The sequence below is a fragment of the Rathayibacter sp. AY1A2 genome (genome assembly GCF_002930935.1).
GTDB lineage: Bacteria > Actinomycetota > Actinomycetes > Actinomycetales > Microbacteriaceae > Rathayibacter.
In genome coordinates this window covers 38,230-52,920 of the sequence record NZ_PSTP01000024.1, presented here as the reverse complement: position 1 = coordinate 52,920, position 14,691 = coordinate 38,230, and the positions used below count along the sequence as shown (strand labels likewise).

The following is a 14,691-nucleotide window of genomic DNA, read 5'->3' as shown; positions in this document are numbered from 1 at the left end:
GGCGGCGGCGAGGGCGGCGAATTCGACGGCTCCCGGGTTCGCGTGCTTCGCGAGGGCCGCGGTGACCGCGGGCTCGTCGGGGAGGAGGGTCGGTTCGGGGCCCAGCAGGTTCTCGCCACTCATGCCTCCCAGGCTATCCCGCTCGAGGCTGTGCGGGTCCGGGGTCCGGCCGTCCGGCGCACGACGGTCGTCCCTCCACAGGGGCGTCAGCGGAGGGAGCCGGGCGGTTCGCCGGTCGCCGCCGTCGTGCGCGGGGGTGCCGCCGATAGCATCGACCCATGGCGACGAACCGCAGTGAAGTCGAGGCCTGGCTCACGGACATGGACGGCGTGCTGGTGCACGAGAACAAGGCGCTCCCCGGCGCGCCCGAGCTGATCCAGGAGTGGACCGATTCGGGCACCCCGTTCCTGGTGCTGACGAACAACTCGATCTTCACGCCGCGGGATCTGGCGGCGCGGCTGCGCGGGTCGGGGCTGCACGTGCCGGAGGAGCGGATCTGGACGAGCGCTCTGGCGACGGCGGACTTCTGCGCGTCGCAGAAGCCGGGCGGGAGCGCGTTCGTGATCGGCGAGGCGGGGATCACCACCGCGCTGCACGAGGCGGGCTTCATCATGACGGAGACGGCGCCGGACTACGTGGTCGTGGGCGAGACCCGCAATTACAGCTTCGAGGCGATCACGAAGGCGATCCGCCTGATCGTCGCGGGTGCGCGCTTCATCGTCACCAATCCCGATGCGACGGGGCCGAGTGCCGAGGGCGTGCTCCCGGCGACGGGGGCGATCGCGGCGCTCATCACGAAGGCGACGGGCAAGGATCCGTACGTCGTCGGCAAGCCGAACCCGATGATGTTCCGCTCGGCGATGAACAAGATCGGCGCGCACAGCGAGAACACCGGGATGATCGGCGACCGGATGGACACCGACATCGTCGCGGGCATCGAAGCGGGCCTGCACACCGTGCTGGTGCTGACGGGGATCAGCGACGAGGCCGAGATCGAGCGCTATCCGTTCCGCCCGGACGAGGTGCTGAGCGGGGTGCACGAGCTCCTGTCGTCGGAGCCGCTGGAGTCGGAGTTCCCGCCGGATTCGGCGGTCTGAGTCCCGGCGGCCCGGCAGCGGGTCGGGCGCCGGCTCCTGACACGGCACCGCGGCTCGCGGGGGTCAGAAGCGGACGTGCTGCAGCACCCAGGCGTGCATCGCGACGGCTGCCGCCGCCGAGGCGTTGATCGACCGGGTCGAGCCGAACTGCGAGATCTCGAGCACGGCCTCCGAGGCGGCGATCGCCTCCTCCGAGAGGCCGGGTCCCTCCTGCCCGAACAGCAGGAGGCAGCGCTCGGGGAGCCGGTAGGTCTCGATCGGCACGCAGCCGGGGACGTTGTCGACGGCGAGGAGGGGCACGTCCGCCTCCGCGGCCCACTGCACGAGGTCGGCCACCGTCTCGTGGTGCTGGACGTGCTGGTAGCGGTCGGTGACCATCGCGCCGCGCTTGTTCCACCGCCGCCGGCCGACGATGTGGACGCCCTCCGCGCCGAACGCGTTGGCGCTGCGGACGATCGAGCCGATGTTCATGTCGTGCTGCCAGTTCTCGATCGCGACGTGGAACGGGTGCCGCGTGCGGTCGAGCTCCGCGACGATCGCGTCCATCCGCCAGTAGCGGAAGCGGTCGACCACGTTGCGCGCGTCGCCGCGCTCCAGCAGCTCCGGGTCGAGGCGGTCGTCCTCGGGCCGCTCCCCCTGCCAGGGGCCGACGCCGTTCGTGGTGAGCTCCACGGAGGCGGTGGGTCCGGTCGCGGGGGTCGCCTCGTTCTCCTGCACGACGAGCGATCCTACTGGGCGCTCCGCGGCTCGGCCGGGTGCACCGGGCCGGTGCCCGGCGGCGTCCGACGAGGCCCGAGCGACGGCGCGCGTCAGGCTGAGGGAGTGCCGGCGAGGGAGCCGGTCAGCTCGCCGCCGCCCGCCCGGTCGACGAAGCAGTAGTAGCTGCGCTCGCCCGCGTCCCACTGCTCCTGGGTGACGGGGAACGCACCGGCGACCTGCACGTCGCCGTAGGTCTCGGCCGCGGCGACGTCCACGACGCCCTGCGCCTGGCAGAGCGAGGAGACGGTGACGGCCAGGGCGTCCTGGCCGGGGAACGCCGCGTCGGTCAGCTCCGCGGCGGAGACGAGCTGGGCGGAGTGGGCCCCCGCGCAGTCCACGACGGTGAACTCCTCCGCCCAGACGGAGTCGAAGGGCTCGACGCACTCGCCGCCGAGGAGCGCGCTCCAAGCCCAGGTGCCGACGGGCAGCGGTCCGACGGTCGGGAGGGTCGCGGTCGGCGTGGGCGAGGGGGTCGGCTCCGCCGTGGGCGTCTCGCTGACGACCGGGACGGCCTGCGGCTCTGCTCGGCCGCCGGCGCTCCCGACGGCGATGCCGATCGCGAAGAGCCCGGCGAGGATGATCACCGCACCCGCCGCGATCAGGCCGATCAGGAGCCGGCGTCGGCTGAGCGTGCGCCACGCGGGCGCTGCAGCGGGCGCCGAGTCGCGTTCGCGGCTCTCGGGTCGGGACCGGGCGGAGCGGCGCTTCCGCGGCGGAGCGGCGTTGACGTGGGCGGCCGCGGGAGCGGTGCGGAAGGGCCCGGGCTCGGCGCGGTCGGCGGGCTCGGCGGCCGGCTCGAGGTTCCACGAGTAGGCGCCGGCGGTCTCGCGCCACAGCTCCTCGTCGCCGCCGTCCTCGTCGGGCTCGTCATGCGGAGCGACGACCTGCTCCCACACGGGCGGCTGGTCCCAGTCCCCGCGCGGGTCGGGCCACTCGTAGACGGCGGGCGGAGTCTGCTCGCGCGGAGTCGGCGGGGTCGCGCCGACCGGGCGTCCGTCGGCGGGGGAGGGGACGCCGGAGCGGCCCGCCGGGTCGACGTCGGTCGAGGATCCGGCATCGGGCTCGTCGTCCGGCCGGTGGGCGCTGCGCAGCCCGGCGGGGGCGGTCGGAAGGTCGGCGGGAGGGTCGGTGTGCGGCAGGACCGGGCGCACGGAGTCCGCCCCGCGGCGGTGCACCTCGGTGCGGCCGGCATCGGTGGAGGCGTCGGAGCCGTCGGCGTCGTCGCGGAGGGGGGCGAAGAACGCGTCGAAGGCGTCCTCGTCGAAGGCGTCCTCGTCGGAGTCGTCCTCGTCGGACACGTCCGCGTCGGAGGCGCTCGTCCCGCGGGCAGTCGTCCCACCGGCACCCGTCTCGCGGGCACTCGTCTCGCGGGCACTCGTCTCGGGCGCTCCCATGGCGCGGGCTCCCGTGTCGTCGCCCCGAGAGCTCCGTCCCTCGGCGGGGACGCCGTCGCGGCCGGAGGAGCGCTCCGGCTCCGCGACCGTTCCGCGGTCGGCGTCGGCGTCCTGCTCCTCCACCCGAGCGGAGTCGTCCGCGGGGTTCGGGAGGTCGCCGCCGTCCTCCTCGGCGGCCGGCGTCGCGCTCAGCACGGGCTCCCCCGGCCACAGGCCGACCGGAGCGGCAGGGGCACGGCGCGGCGCCGCGTCGGAGTTGCTGTCGCTGTCGCTGTTGCTGTCGCGGTCGCGGTCGCGGGCGCTCGACGACGGTCCGGCCGCGTCGGCGGAGGAGGCCGACTCGCTCGCAGCGCTCCGCTCCTCCGCTGACGCGTGGGCCTCGTCGGCTGCGGACTCAGCAGGACCGGACGTCCGCTCCGCGCGCGACTCCTCCACGGGAGGGACGGGGCGGGGCGAGTCGAAGATGCTCTTCAGGCGGCCGCCGCTGAGCTGCTGGAGCAGCCACTCGCTGCTGCCGACGGGACGCTCCGGCTCGGGTCGCTCCGGCTCGGCACGCTCCGGCTCGGCACGCTCCGGCTCGGCACGCTCCGGCTCGGAGGCCTCCGATCCGGCAGGCTCCGGCTCGCGGCCCTCGGACCCGCGGCGCTCCGGCTCCGGGTGCTCGCCGCCTCCCGGGCCCCCGCCGCGTCCCCCCTCGTCGACCATCAGCTCAGGCCGAGGTCGGCCAGACCGATCGCGGCGAAGTACGGGTAGCCGGCGTCCTCGATGATCTCGCGGGCCCCGGTCGCGCGGTCGACGACGACGGCGACTCCTGCGATCTCGGCGCCGACCTTCAGCAGGGCCTCGATCGCCTTCAGCGGCGAGCCGCCGGTGGTGGACGTGTCCTCGACGACGACGACGCGCTTGCCCTCGAGGTCGGGGCCCTCGACCTGCCGGCCGCGGCCGTGGTCCTTGGGCTCCTTGCGCACGACGAACGCGTCGTAGGCGAGACCGCGGGCGGCGCCCTGGTGGAGGATCGCGGCGGCGATCGGGTCGGCACCCATGGTGAGGCCGCCGACCGCGTCGACGCGCTCGAGCGGCGCGATGAGGTCGAGCATGACCTGCCCGATCAGCGGCGCGACGCGGTGGTCGAGGCTCACGCGGCGCAGGTCGACGTAGTACGACGCCTTCTTGCCGCTCGTGAGGGTGAAGTCCCCGTGGAAGACGGCGTCGGAGCCGATGTACTCGATGAGCTGCTGGCGTGCGTCGGTCACGCGCCTACTCTACGGGGCGACCCCTCCCCCGCTCGGGAGCGCGCCCGCTGCGGCGTGCTCGCCCGCCTCGTCGCCTCCTCCGCGGAACTGCGTCATGTAGAGCTCGTAGTAGGCACCGCGCTGCTTCAGCAGCGCCTCGTGCGCGCCCTGCTCGACGATCCGGCCCGACTCCATCACCAGGATGGTGTCGGCGTCGCGGATCGTGGAGAGCCGGTGCGCGATGACGAACGAGGTCCGGTCGGTGCGCAGCGCGTTCATCGCGTGCTGCACGAGCAGCTCCGTGCGGGTGTCGACCGAGGAGGTGGCCTCGTCGAGGATCAGCAGCGACGGGTTCGCGAGGAACGCGCGCGCGATCGTGATCAGCTGCCGCTCGCCCGCTGAGACGCTGCCGCCGTCGGCGTCCAGCACCGTGTCGTAGCCGTCGGGCAGCTGGCGCACGAAGCGGTCGACCATGGTGGCCTTCGCCGCGTCGACGATCTCCTCGTCGGTCGCGTCCAGGCGCCCGTAGCGGATGTTCTCGCGGATGGTGCCCTGGAAGAGCCACGCGTCCTGCAGCACCATGCCCACGCGCGAGCGCAGATCGCCGCGCGCGAGGCTCGTGATGTCGACGCCGTCGAGCAGGATGCGCCCTCCGGTGAGCTCGTAGAAGCGCATGACCAGGTTGACCAGCGTGGTCTTGCCGGCGCCGGTCGGACCGACGATGGCGACCGTCTGCCCGGGCTGCGCCGAGAAGGTCAGGTCCTCGATCAGCGGCTGCTCCGGGTCGTACGAGAACGAGACGCCCTCGAACTCCACGTGGCCGTCGGTGCGCTGCGGGAGCGACGCGGTCGCCGTCTCCGGCTCCTGCTCCTCGGCGTCGAGCAGCTCGAACGTGCGCTCGGCCGAGGCGACGCCGGACTGCAGCATGTTCGCCATGCTCGCCAGCTGGGTCACCGGCTGGGTGAACTCGCGCGAGTACTGGATGAACGCGGTCGCGTCGCCGAGCGTCAGCTGACCGGAGGCGACCCGCAGGCCGCCGACCACGGCGATGAGCACGTAGGAGAGGTAGGAGACGAAGGTCATCGCGGGCATGATCATGCCCGAGACGAACTGGGCGCCGAACGAGGCGGTGTAGAGGCTGTCGTTGCGGCGGTCGAACTCCTCGAGCATTTCGCGGTCGCGGCCGAAGGCGCGGACGATCTCGAGCCCGGAGAAGGTCTCCTCGATGTGGCCGTTGAGCGCGCCCGTGTTCTTCCACTGGGCGGCGAAGAGCTTCTGGGAGCGGGCGCCGATCACGCCCGCGATCACGCCCGAGAGCGGGATCGAGATCAGCGCGATCAGCGCGAGCTGCCACGAGACGATGAACATCATCGCGGCGATGCCGATGATGGTGAGCACCGACTGCACCAGCTGCGAGAAGGCCTGCTGCAGCGCCGTCTGGATGTTGTCGACGTCGTTCGTGACGCGCGACATCACGTCGCCGCGCTGCCGGGTGTCGAAGAAGCGCAGCGGGAGGCGGTTGAGCTTCGCCTCGATGTCCTGGCGGAGGCCGAAGACCACCCGCATCACGAGGCCGTTGAGGATGTAGCCCTGCGCCCACATGAGCACCGACGCGACGACGTACATCAGCAGCACGATGATGATCAGGCGGCCGAGGACCACGAAGTCGATGCCCGCGCCGGGCACGATGTCGGTCTTGGCCAGCATGTCGGCGAAGGTGCCGTTGCCCGAGGCGCGCTGCTGCTCGATGATCTGCTCGAGCGGGACGCCGGCGGGGAGCTGGGAGCCGATCACGCCGTTGAAGATCGTGTCCATCGCCTGCCCGAGGATCTTGGGCGCGATGACGGTGAGGACGACCGACAGCGAGACCAGGGCGACCACGAGGACCATCCGGGCGCGCTCGGGGCCGAGCAGCGAGAAGAGGCGCTTGGCCGAGGGCCAGAAGTTCTGCGCCTTGCGGGCGGGCGGCCCGTCCCCGAACATGCCGCCGTCGCCCTCGCCGGGCTCGAACTCGGGCTCGGGGGACGTCGTCTCCTCGGGGGCGGTGGTGTCGCGTGTGCGCGCCATCTCAGGACACTCCTTCGACGCTCAGCTGGGATTCGACGATCTCGCGGTAGGTCGCGTTCGTCTCGAGGAGCTCGTCGTGCGTGCCGCGGCCGACGACGCGGCCCGCGTCGAGCACGACGATCTGGTCGGCGTGGCGGATGGTCGACACCCGCTGGGCCACGATGATCACGGTCGCGTCGGTGGTGGCGTCGGCCAGCGACTCCCGCAGCCGCGCATCGGTCGCGACGTCGAGCGCCGAGAACGAGTCGTCGAACAGGTAGACCCGCGGCTTCGCGACGAGGGCCCGCGCGATGCAGAGCCGCTGGCGCTGCCCGCCGGAGACGTTGGTGCCGCCCTGCGAGACCGGCTCGTCGAGCCCGTGCTCCTTGCTCCGCACGAAGTCCTCGCCCTGGGCGATGCGCAGCGCCTCCCACAGCTCGGCGTCCGTCGCGTCGGGGCGGCCGAAGCGCAGGTTCGAGGCGATCGTCCCCGAGAAGAGGTAGGGGCGCTGGGGCACGAGCCCGATCACCTCGGCGAGCTGCGCCCGGTCGAGGGAGGAGACGGGCACGCCGTCGATCGTGACGGTGCCCTCCTGCGGGTCGAACAGGCGCGGCACGAGGCCGAGCAGGGTCGTCTTGCCGGCGCCGGTGGAGCCGACGACCGCCGTGGTGCGGCCCGGCTCCGCGACGATGTCGATGCCCGAGAGCACGGGGCGCTCGGCGCCCGGGTAGCCGAAGACGACCCCGGAGAACTCGACGCGGCCGCGCGCGGGCGTCGGGACTCCGCCCTGGGGCGTGGTGAGGCTGGTGCGGGCGTCGAGCACCTGCTGGATCCGCTCGGCGCAGACGACCGCGCGCGGGATCATCATCACCATGAAGACGCCCATCATCACGGCGGTGAGGATCTGGAGGAGGTACTGCAGGAACGCGGTGAGCGAGCCCACCTGCATCTGACCGGCGTCGACCCGCTGCCCGCCGAACCACAGCACGGCCGCGGTGGCCAGGTGCAGGATCATCATGATCGCGGGGAACATCAGCACGAAGATGTTGCCGACCTTGATCGACACCTCGGTGATCGCCGCGTTGGCCTTGCGGTACCGCTCGGACTCGAACGGCTCGCGCACGAAGGCGCGCACCACGCGGATGCCCGTGATCTGCTCGCGCAACACGCTGTTGATCCCGTCGATCCGGTCCTGCATGAGGCGGAACAGCGGCAGCAGCAGGAACACCAGGAAGCCGACCACGACGAACAGCAGCGGCACCGACACCCAGACGAGCCAGGAGAGGCCGGCGTCCTCGCGCAGGGCGAAGACGATGCCGCCGACGCACATGATCGGCGCGGAGACCATGAAGTTGAGGGTCATCAGCACGAGCATCTGCACCTGCTGCACGTCGTTCGTGCCGCGGGTGATCAGGGTGGCCGTGCCGAAGCCGCCGACCTCGAGCCCGCTGAGCGAGTCGACGCGGCGGTAGACGTCGCGGCGCAGGTCGCGGCCGACGGACATGGCGGTGCGCGCGCCGAAGTAGACGGCTCCGATCGCCGCGGCGACCTGCACGACGCAGACCCCGAGCATGGTCATGCCGGTGCCCCAGATGAAGTCGGTGTCGCCGCGGCCGATGCCCTGGTCGATGATCTCGGCGTTGAGGCTCGGCAGGTAGAGCGCGGCGAGCGTCGCGACGAGCTGCAGCACGACGACGGCGGCCACCCAGCGCGCGTAGGGCTTCGCGTAGGCGGAGGCGAGGCGGAGCAGGATCATGGGTCCTCCGGAGGGGCGGAGCAGGAGCGGGAGGGGACCGGGCTGGGGAGCGCGGAGCGCCGGGGAGCCCGTCGGGCCCGCACGGCGCGGGCGGCGGCGGCGTCCGGACGGCACGACGAACGGCCGGTCGGGACGGCGCTAGACAACCATCGACCACCGACACCGGTTCCGCAATCCGCCGAGGGGATGACTCCCCCGGCCCGCGGCCGCCGGGACGCGCGGAGGACGCGCAGGAGACGTGTCGGCGGCGGCTCCTACACTTCCAGGATGCGCATCGCCACCTGGAACGTGAACTCCATCCGGGCCCGCACCGGCCGCGTCGTCGACTGGCTCCTGCGCGAGGACGTGGACGTCCTCGCCATGCAGGAGCTCAAGTGCAAGCCCGAGCAGTTCCCGCACGAGGCCTTCGCCGACGCCGGCTACCACGTCGAGATGGTCGGGCTCAGCCAGTGGAACGGCGTCGGCATCGCCTCGCGCCTGCCGATGGAGGACGTGCAGATCGGCTTCCCGGGCATGCCCGGCTTCGCGAAGGAGGCGGCGGCCGACGGCTCCTACCCGCTCGAGGCCCGCGCGATCGGCGCCACGGTCGACGGCGTGCGCGTCTGGAGCCTCTACGTCCCGAACGGCCGCGCGGTCGACGACCCGCACTACCTCTACAAGCTCGAGTGGCTCGCGGCCCTCGAGGCGAGCACGCGTGAGTGGCTGGCCGCCGAGCCCGACCTGCCGCTCGCCCTGGTCGGCGACTGGAACGTCGCGCCGCTCGACAGCGACGTGGGCGACCCGAGCCTCGGCCCCGGATCCACGCACGTCTCGATCCCCGAGCGCGCCGCCTTCGCCGCCTTCGAGGATGCGGGCCTGCGCGACGTCGTCCGCCCGCTCGTGCCCGAGGGCTACACCTACTGGGACTACAAGCAGCTCCGCTTCCCGCGCAACGAGGGGCTGCGGATCGACTTCGTGCTCGGCTCCCCCGCGTTCGGCGAGCTCGTCACCGGCGCCTCGATCCACCGCGACGAGCGCAAGGGCGACGCCCCGAGCGACCACGTCCCGGTGGTGGTCGATCTCGACCTGGAGACGACCCTCGACGACGACCGCCCGATGATCTTCTGAGCATGGCCTCGTCGAAGAAGAAGCGCGCGCGGGCCCAGGCCGCCTCGGCCGGTGCCTCCCGCCCCGCCTCCCGACCCGCGACGGCACGCCCTGCGACCGCCCGCCCTGCGACCGCCCGTCCCGCAGCCGCGCACGACGAGTTCCGGTCCGACGCCTACCGCTCGGTGGGCGGGATCATCGCCGCCGGGAAGCCGCGCCGGCGCCGCTGGGACCTCGTGCTCTCGATCCTCGGCTGCCTCGCCCTCGGCCTGCTCACGATCGTGCTCGGCTACCTCGCCGCGATCCTCTCGGTCTTCCCCGCGCAGTGCGAGGGCCAGAACTTCGCCTGCGACTTCGACCGGATCGACTGGGGCGTCTCGATCGCGCTGATCGGGCCGCCCGCGCTGACGCTGATCGCCGTGGTCGTGACGGTCGTGCGCTACCTCGTGGGCCGACGCGCGTTCCTCGTGCCGGTCATCGGGTTCGTGCTCTGCATCGCCACCGCGTTCCTCGCCTCCTCGCTCGTGACGAGCTCGATCCCCGGCTCGGCGCTGGTCTAGCACCGACCCGGGGGCGCGTCAGCGGTCGGCGTGGTCGGCGCTGGTCCAGCACCGACCCGGGGGCGCGCCAGCGGTCGGCGTGCTCGGCGCTGGTCCAGCACCGACCCGGAGGCGCGCGAAGGCGAGGTCAGCCGCAGGCGGGCTCGTCGTTCAGCGTCACCGCGGTGGGGTCGATCATCGGGGTCACCCGCACGGTCTGGTCGCCGAAGCCGGAGGCGTCGCCGGCGCTGAACTGCACGTCGAACGTCTCGGTCTGGCCGGGCGAGAGCTGCACCGCGACCTTCGAGACGGGACGGCCGAGGTCGTCGAGGCTCTCGGGTCCGTAGCCGGTGCCGTCGGCCCAGGCCGCGCTCGACACCGTGGTCCCGGGAGGGCCGTAGACGTAGATGTTGGTGACGAAGTCGCCCAGGGGGTACGCACCGCGCCCGCCCGCCGCGGCGACGTAGCCGGGCAGCGTCCTCGCGACCGCCTTCGAGATCGTGTTGGTCACGGTGACGGAGGTGGTGAAGACCGCGCCCGAGGCGGCGCACCGGCCCGCGCTCGACTGCGTGACCGCCGTGCTCAGGTAGTAGTCCATCTTCGAGCCGCCCGAGGCGTCCTGGAAGAACACTCCGGTGGTCGTGCCGTCGGTCGTCGTCTGCGGCAGGACCCCCGCGATCGGCGTGGGCGCGAGGAGCGCCTGCTCGTCGGCGTCGGAGCTGTAGGCGAGGATGCGGCTCTCGTCGACCGCCTTCACGATCGCCGGGAGCATCTTCGTCGGCTCCATCTCCCCGCCGAGGATCTTGCCCAGGACCGTCGCGCTCGCCTCCGAGAAGAACTCGTCGGTGCGCTCGGCCACGACCGACTCCGGGTAGCGGAAGTAGACCTCGTTGAGCAGGGTCGAGACGGTGTTCTCGCTCGTGAGGACCGTGCCGTCGGTGAGGGTCACGGGCCCGGTCGAGCCGAGGAGGTAGGAGAGGGCGACGGGGTCGATCGCGAGGACGCCGTCGATCCTCTGCTCGGGGAACTTCTGCGCCCAGAACTGCGAGGCGATCGAGGCGGCCGTCGGGAAGTCGGGGCGGCTGGTCGAGACGTTGAAGGTCGTCGCCATGTTCTCGCCGATGGTGTCGAGCGCGCTCTGGTCGACGGTGACGGGCGCCAGACCGCGGAAGTCGCCGCTGCCCAGCTGACGGCCGATCGAGATCGCGCCGCCGTCGACGTCGAGCTGCATCACCGACGACGCGCCGCCGCCCAGAGCCTGCGACTCCGCCAGGTTCTGGAACATCACCAGGTAGTGGCGCGGACCGGACGCTCCGAGGGAGTCGGGGAGGATCGCGGTGAGCGGCTCGACCTGCTCCATCGCCGCGGTCGCGGTGGCCAGCTGCGGAGTGAAGGAGTCGAGGGCCGAGGCGACCTGCGGCACCAGCGGGCCGCGGTCGATGCCCTCGACGCGGGTCTGCGCCGCGTCGACGACCTCCTTGGCGACGGTGATCTTCTGCGACAGCTCGGTGATCGCCGCGAGGTCGACCCTGCCGTCGACGGGCTTGAGGATGTCGAGCGAGGTCGTGGAGAGCGGCGTGACGATCCGGCCGGAGACGTCGTCGGCGATCTCGGTCGCGGCGCGGACCGCGGACAGGTTCGGCCCGAGGACGGGCACCACCTCCATCACCCGCCACACCGGGTCCTCGGTCTCGTCGCGCGCCTCGCCGGTGAGGGTCGCGATCCGGCCCGCGGTCTCCTCCGCCCCGGAGGTGTCGAACGTCGTCAGCCTGTCCGTCACCTGCGACACCAGCGGGATCGCCTCGGTCAGCTTGTCGCGGACGGTCATCGCCTTGTCGTAGGTGCGCACGCCGAGGAGCACCGCGACGACGGCGCCGATCAGCAGGACCAGGAGGACGATCAGCGTGATCCAGAGGCCGCGACGGCGGCGCGGCCTGCCGCGGGTGGAGCGGTCGGCGGACGTGGTGGTGCTCATTCGAGAGAGCCTAAGCGACGGTCGGCGGAGTGCGACCGGGCCCGCGCCACCGGCCCCGTCCCAGGACGAGGGACACGCGACGCGGATGCGCGGGCCGTCCGGCGCCTCCGCCGGGACCGAGCGGGAGGCGGGGATGCTGCTCCGCTCAGCCCAGCAGGAGGGACACCCCGATGAGCACGGGCACTGCGGCGACCGTGGTCACGAGGGCCGTGTCGCGGGCGACGGCGACGCCCCGGTCGTAGCGCGAGGCGAAGGTGAAGATGTTCTGCGCGGTCGGCAGCGCGGCGGTCACCGTCACCACGAAGAGGTGCTCGGAGTCGAGGTGGAACGCGAAGCGCCCCAGCAGCAGCGCGACCGCCGGCATCACCAGCGACTTGAGGACGGACGCGACCACCACCTCGACCCGCGCCGGCCCCGCCTCCAGCGGCCGCTGCCCGCGCAGCGACATCCCGAAGGCGATCAGCACCAGCGGGATCGACGCGTTGCCGATGATCGAGAACGGCTGCAGCACGGGCGCGGGCAGCTCCACGCCGGTGAGGGCGACGACGAGGCCGAGGGCGGAGGCGATGATCATCGGATTCCGCAGCGGCTGTGTGAGGATCGCGCCGACCGAGGTCCGCCCGCTCGTCGAGACGTCGAGCAGCGTCAGGATCGTCGGCGCGAGGACGATCAGCTGCAGGAGGAGCGTCGGCGCCACCCACTGCGGATCGCCCAGCACGTAGATGGCGACCGGCAGTCCGATGTTGTTGGCGTTGACGTAGGAGGAGGCCGCGGTCCCGATCACCGTCTCCGGCAGCGGGCGGGGGAAGAGCAGCCGCGAGGCCAGCACGTAGAGCAGGGCGACGGTCAGCACCGTCAGGAGCGAGACGAGCAGGAACGAGGAGAAGAGGACGGAGACGTCGGCCCGTGACAGCACGGTGAACAGCAGCGCCGGCGTCGTGACGAAGAAGGCGATCCGCGACAGGATCAGCCGGCTCTCGGGCGGGACGATCCGGAACCGCGCGATCAGGTAGCCGACCGCGATGACGACCCCGATGATCGAGAAGCCGGTGAGCACGCCCTCCACGCCGCCGCCTCCCCGCCGCGGCCCGTCCGCTGTCGCGCCTCCACCCTAGGCAGTGGCCGGGCGTTGCAGCGCCGGCGCGACGCGCCTACGGTGTGCGGCATGCCGCATCTCGAGGTCCCCGGCGCGAGCCTCCACTGGGAGGCGGACGGCCACGCCTCCGCGCCCGCCCTGCTGCTCGTGCACGCGGGCATCGCCGACCTGCGGATGTGGGACCCGCTCGTCCCCGACCTCTCGCGCGACCGGCTGGTGGTCCGCTACGACGTCCGCGGCGCGGGCGGAACGAGCACGGAGGACGTGGAGTACGACCCGCGCCGGGACGCCCTGGACGTGCTCGACCACCTCGGCGTCGAGCGCGCGGTGGTCGTCGGCTGCTCGCGGGGCGGAACGCTCGCGCTCGACCTGGCGCTCGAGCATCCGGAGCGGGTGACCGGCCTGGTCGTGATCGCCCCGGGCCTGGCGGGCTTCGACTACCCCGCGCTGACGGCGGAGGAGGAGCGGCGCTTCGGGGAGGTCGAGGCGCTGGAGCTCGCGGGCGAGCGGGAGGCCGCGGCGATCGTCGAGGCGGAGCTCTGGGCCGTGGGTCCCGACCGCTCCGCGGACGACGTCGCTCCGGAGTTCCTCGCGCGGGTCCGGGAGCTCGCGCTCACGGGCGTCGGCCACGAGGCGGAGGCCCCCCGCCCGATCGAGCCCTCCGGGCTGGCGGGCGAGCGGCTCGGGGAGATCGCCGTGCCGACCCTCGTCGTGGCGGGCGCGCACGACCTCTCGGAGTCGCTGCCGGTCTGCGAGCACCTCGCCGCCGAGGTGAGCGGTGCCGAGCTGCACGTGCTCGAGGACGCGGCGCACCTGCCCGGCCTCGAGCACCCCGAGGAGTTCCTCGCGGTGCTGCGGCCGTGGCTGGAGCGCCACGGGATCTGATCAGGCCACGGCGGCCAGGTCGAACGCCCAGTCCACGTAGAGCTCCGGCGGCTCGCCCTGCTCGACGAGGTCGATCCGGTCGAAGCCGGCCTCGACGCAGGTCGCGCCGGCGTCCAGGTCGCTCTCCGCCACGAAGGCGTGCACGAAGCGTGGCACGGGGAACGCCGCCGCCTCCGCGAGCAGCATCCGCACGGAGTCCGCGGTGATGCCGCGGGCGTGCGGAGCGATGCTCCACGCCGCCTCGTAGGCGACGACGCCGCGCGAGCAGCCGTACCAATAGCCGATGGAGCCGACGGAGAGTCCGTCCAGCTCGACCACGTAGAAGAACGCGTCGCCGTCCGCCCAACCGCGCAGGTAGCGGTCGTGGCGCACGAGGATCTCGCTCTCGCTCTCGAGTCCGCCGCCCGCGTGCGCGAGGGTGTCGCGCAGGACGGAGGCGTCCGCCTGCGGCCAGGGGAGCAGGCGGAGGTTCTCGGGGTGGTGGTCGATGCTGGCTGTTCTCTGGTCGCTTCCGGGTTCGGGTCCCGTCACGCGCTCCGATCCTCTCTCTCAGGATGGCTCGCCGATCGAGCGCGCCGCCAGGGTGTTCGGCGCGCCTGACCGATCGGATGTCTCCGCACTCGGGATGCGGACACGGTGTCGCCCCATCTTCGACCCGATGAGGGGAGGGAAACGGAAGCGGTGAGGAATCTAGCCCCGGACGGGGGGTGGCACCTGCACGACACCTGGGCAACCGCTGACCGCGGGGCCGGAGAGGGGCGGCGGAGACGTGCGCCCGCCCCTGCGAGATCGCCGCTTCGCTCCGCCGAGACGCAAGAAAAGCGCG

At 72.6% G+C, this 14,691-nt stretch carries 12 protein-coding genes; 4 read left to right on the top strand and 8 right to left on the bottom strand.

Going from position 1 to position 14,691, the window contains the following annotated elements:
* The first annotated feature begins 278 nt into the window (after window positions 1-278).
* A complete protein-coding gene (locus C5B93_RS15335) occupies window positions 279-1,097 on the top strand; it encodes an HAD-IIA family hydrolase (RefSeq protein WP_104225721.1) in 819 nt (272 codons plus the stop codon).
* A 63-nt stretch (window positions 1,098-1,160) separates the two neighbouring features.
* Here C5B93_RS15335 and C5B93_RS15330 read toward each other — a convergent pair whose 3' ends face one another.
* From C5B93_RS15330 to C5B93_RS15310, 5 genes are all read right to left on the bottom strand, one after another.
* Window positions 1,161-1,814 (bottom strand): TrmH family RNA methyltransferase, encoded by a 654-nt coding sequence (locus C5B93_RS15330; protein ID WP_104292832.1) that lies wholly within the window; start codon window positions 1,812-1,814, stop codon window positions 1,161-1,163.
* Window positions 1,815-1,906: 92 nt separating this feature from the next.
* Window positions 1,907-3,955, bottom strand: a complete 2,049-nt coding sequence (locus C5B93_RS15325; RefSeq protein ID WP_104292831.1) for a septum formation family protein — start codon at window positions 3,953-3,955, stop codon at window positions 1,907-1,909.
* The gene (gene pyrE / locus C5B93_RS15320; protein ID WP_104225724.1) at window positions 3,955-4,503 is read right to left on the bottom strand and encodes an orotate phosphoribosyltransferase; all 549 of its coding nucleotides are present in this window, start codon (window positions 4,501-4,503) and stop codon (window positions 3,955-3,957) included. The genes C5B93_RS15325 and pyrE overlap by 1 nt, the downstream gene beginning before the upstream one ends.
* Window positions 4,504-4,512: 9 nt before the next feature.
* The gene (locus C5B93_RS15315) at window positions 4,513-6,549 is read right to left on the bottom strand and encodes an ABC transporter ATP-binding protein (RefSeq protein ID WP_104282750.1); all 2,037 of its coding nucleotides are present in this window, start codon (window positions 6,547-6,549) and stop codon (window positions 4,513-4,515) included.
* A gap of 1 nt (window position 6,550) precedes the next feature.
* Window positions 6,551-8,284, bottom strand: a complete 1,734-nt coding sequence (locus C5B93_RS15310; protein WP_104247972.1) for an ABC transporter ATP-binding protein — start codon at window positions 8,282-8,284, stop codon at window positions 6,551-6,553.
* Between the two features lie 267 nt (window positions 8,285-8,551).
* On the opposite strand from C5B93_RS15310, the gene C5B93_RS15305 reads away from it, so the two are divergent.
* Window positions 8,552-9,391, top strand: a complete 840-nt coding sequence (locus tag C5B93_RS15305; protein ID WP_104234384.1) for an exodeoxyribonuclease III — start codon at window positions 8,552-8,554, stop codon at window positions 9,389-9,391.
* 2 nt (window positions 9,392-9,393) lie between these two features.
* Entirely contained in the window at window positions 9,394-9,930 is a 537-nt protein-coding gene (locus tag C5B93_RS15300) for a hypothetical protein (protein ID WP_104292830.1), read from the top strand.
* Window positions 9,931-10,057: 127 nt separating this feature from the next.
* On the opposite strand, the gene C5B93_RS15295 is transcribed toward C5B93_RS15300, so the two are convergent.
* Window positions 10,058-11,884, bottom strand: coding sequence for a DUF4012 domain-containing protein (locus C5B93_RS15295; RefSeq protein ID WP_104292829.1), 1,827 nt, complete (start codon window positions 11,882-11,884; stop codon window positions 10,058-10,060).
* Window positions 11,885-12,029: 145 nt separating this feature from the next.
* Entirely contained in the window at window positions 12,030-12,950 is a 921-nt protein-coding gene (locus C5B93_RS15290) for an AEC family transporter (protein ID WP_104222809.1), read from the bottom strand.
* 99 nt (window positions 12,951-13,049) lie between these two features.
* Between C5B93_RS15290 and C5B93_RS15285 the strand changes: the two genes are divergently transcribed.
* Window positions 13,050-13,865, top strand: a complete 816-nt coding sequence (locus C5B93_RS15285; RefSeq protein ID WP_104292828.1) for an alpha/beta fold hydrolase — start codon at window positions 13,050-13,052, stop codon at window positions 13,863-13,865.
* On the opposite strand, the gene C5B93_RS15280 is transcribed toward C5B93_RS15285, so the two are convergent.
* Window positions 13,866-14,396 (bottom strand): hypothetical protein, encoded by a 531-nt coding sequence (locus C5B93_RS15280; protein ID WP_104292827.1) that lies wholly within the window; start codon window positions 14,394-14,396, stop codon window positions 13,866-13,868.
* Window positions 14,397-14,691: the final 295 nt, after the last annotated feature.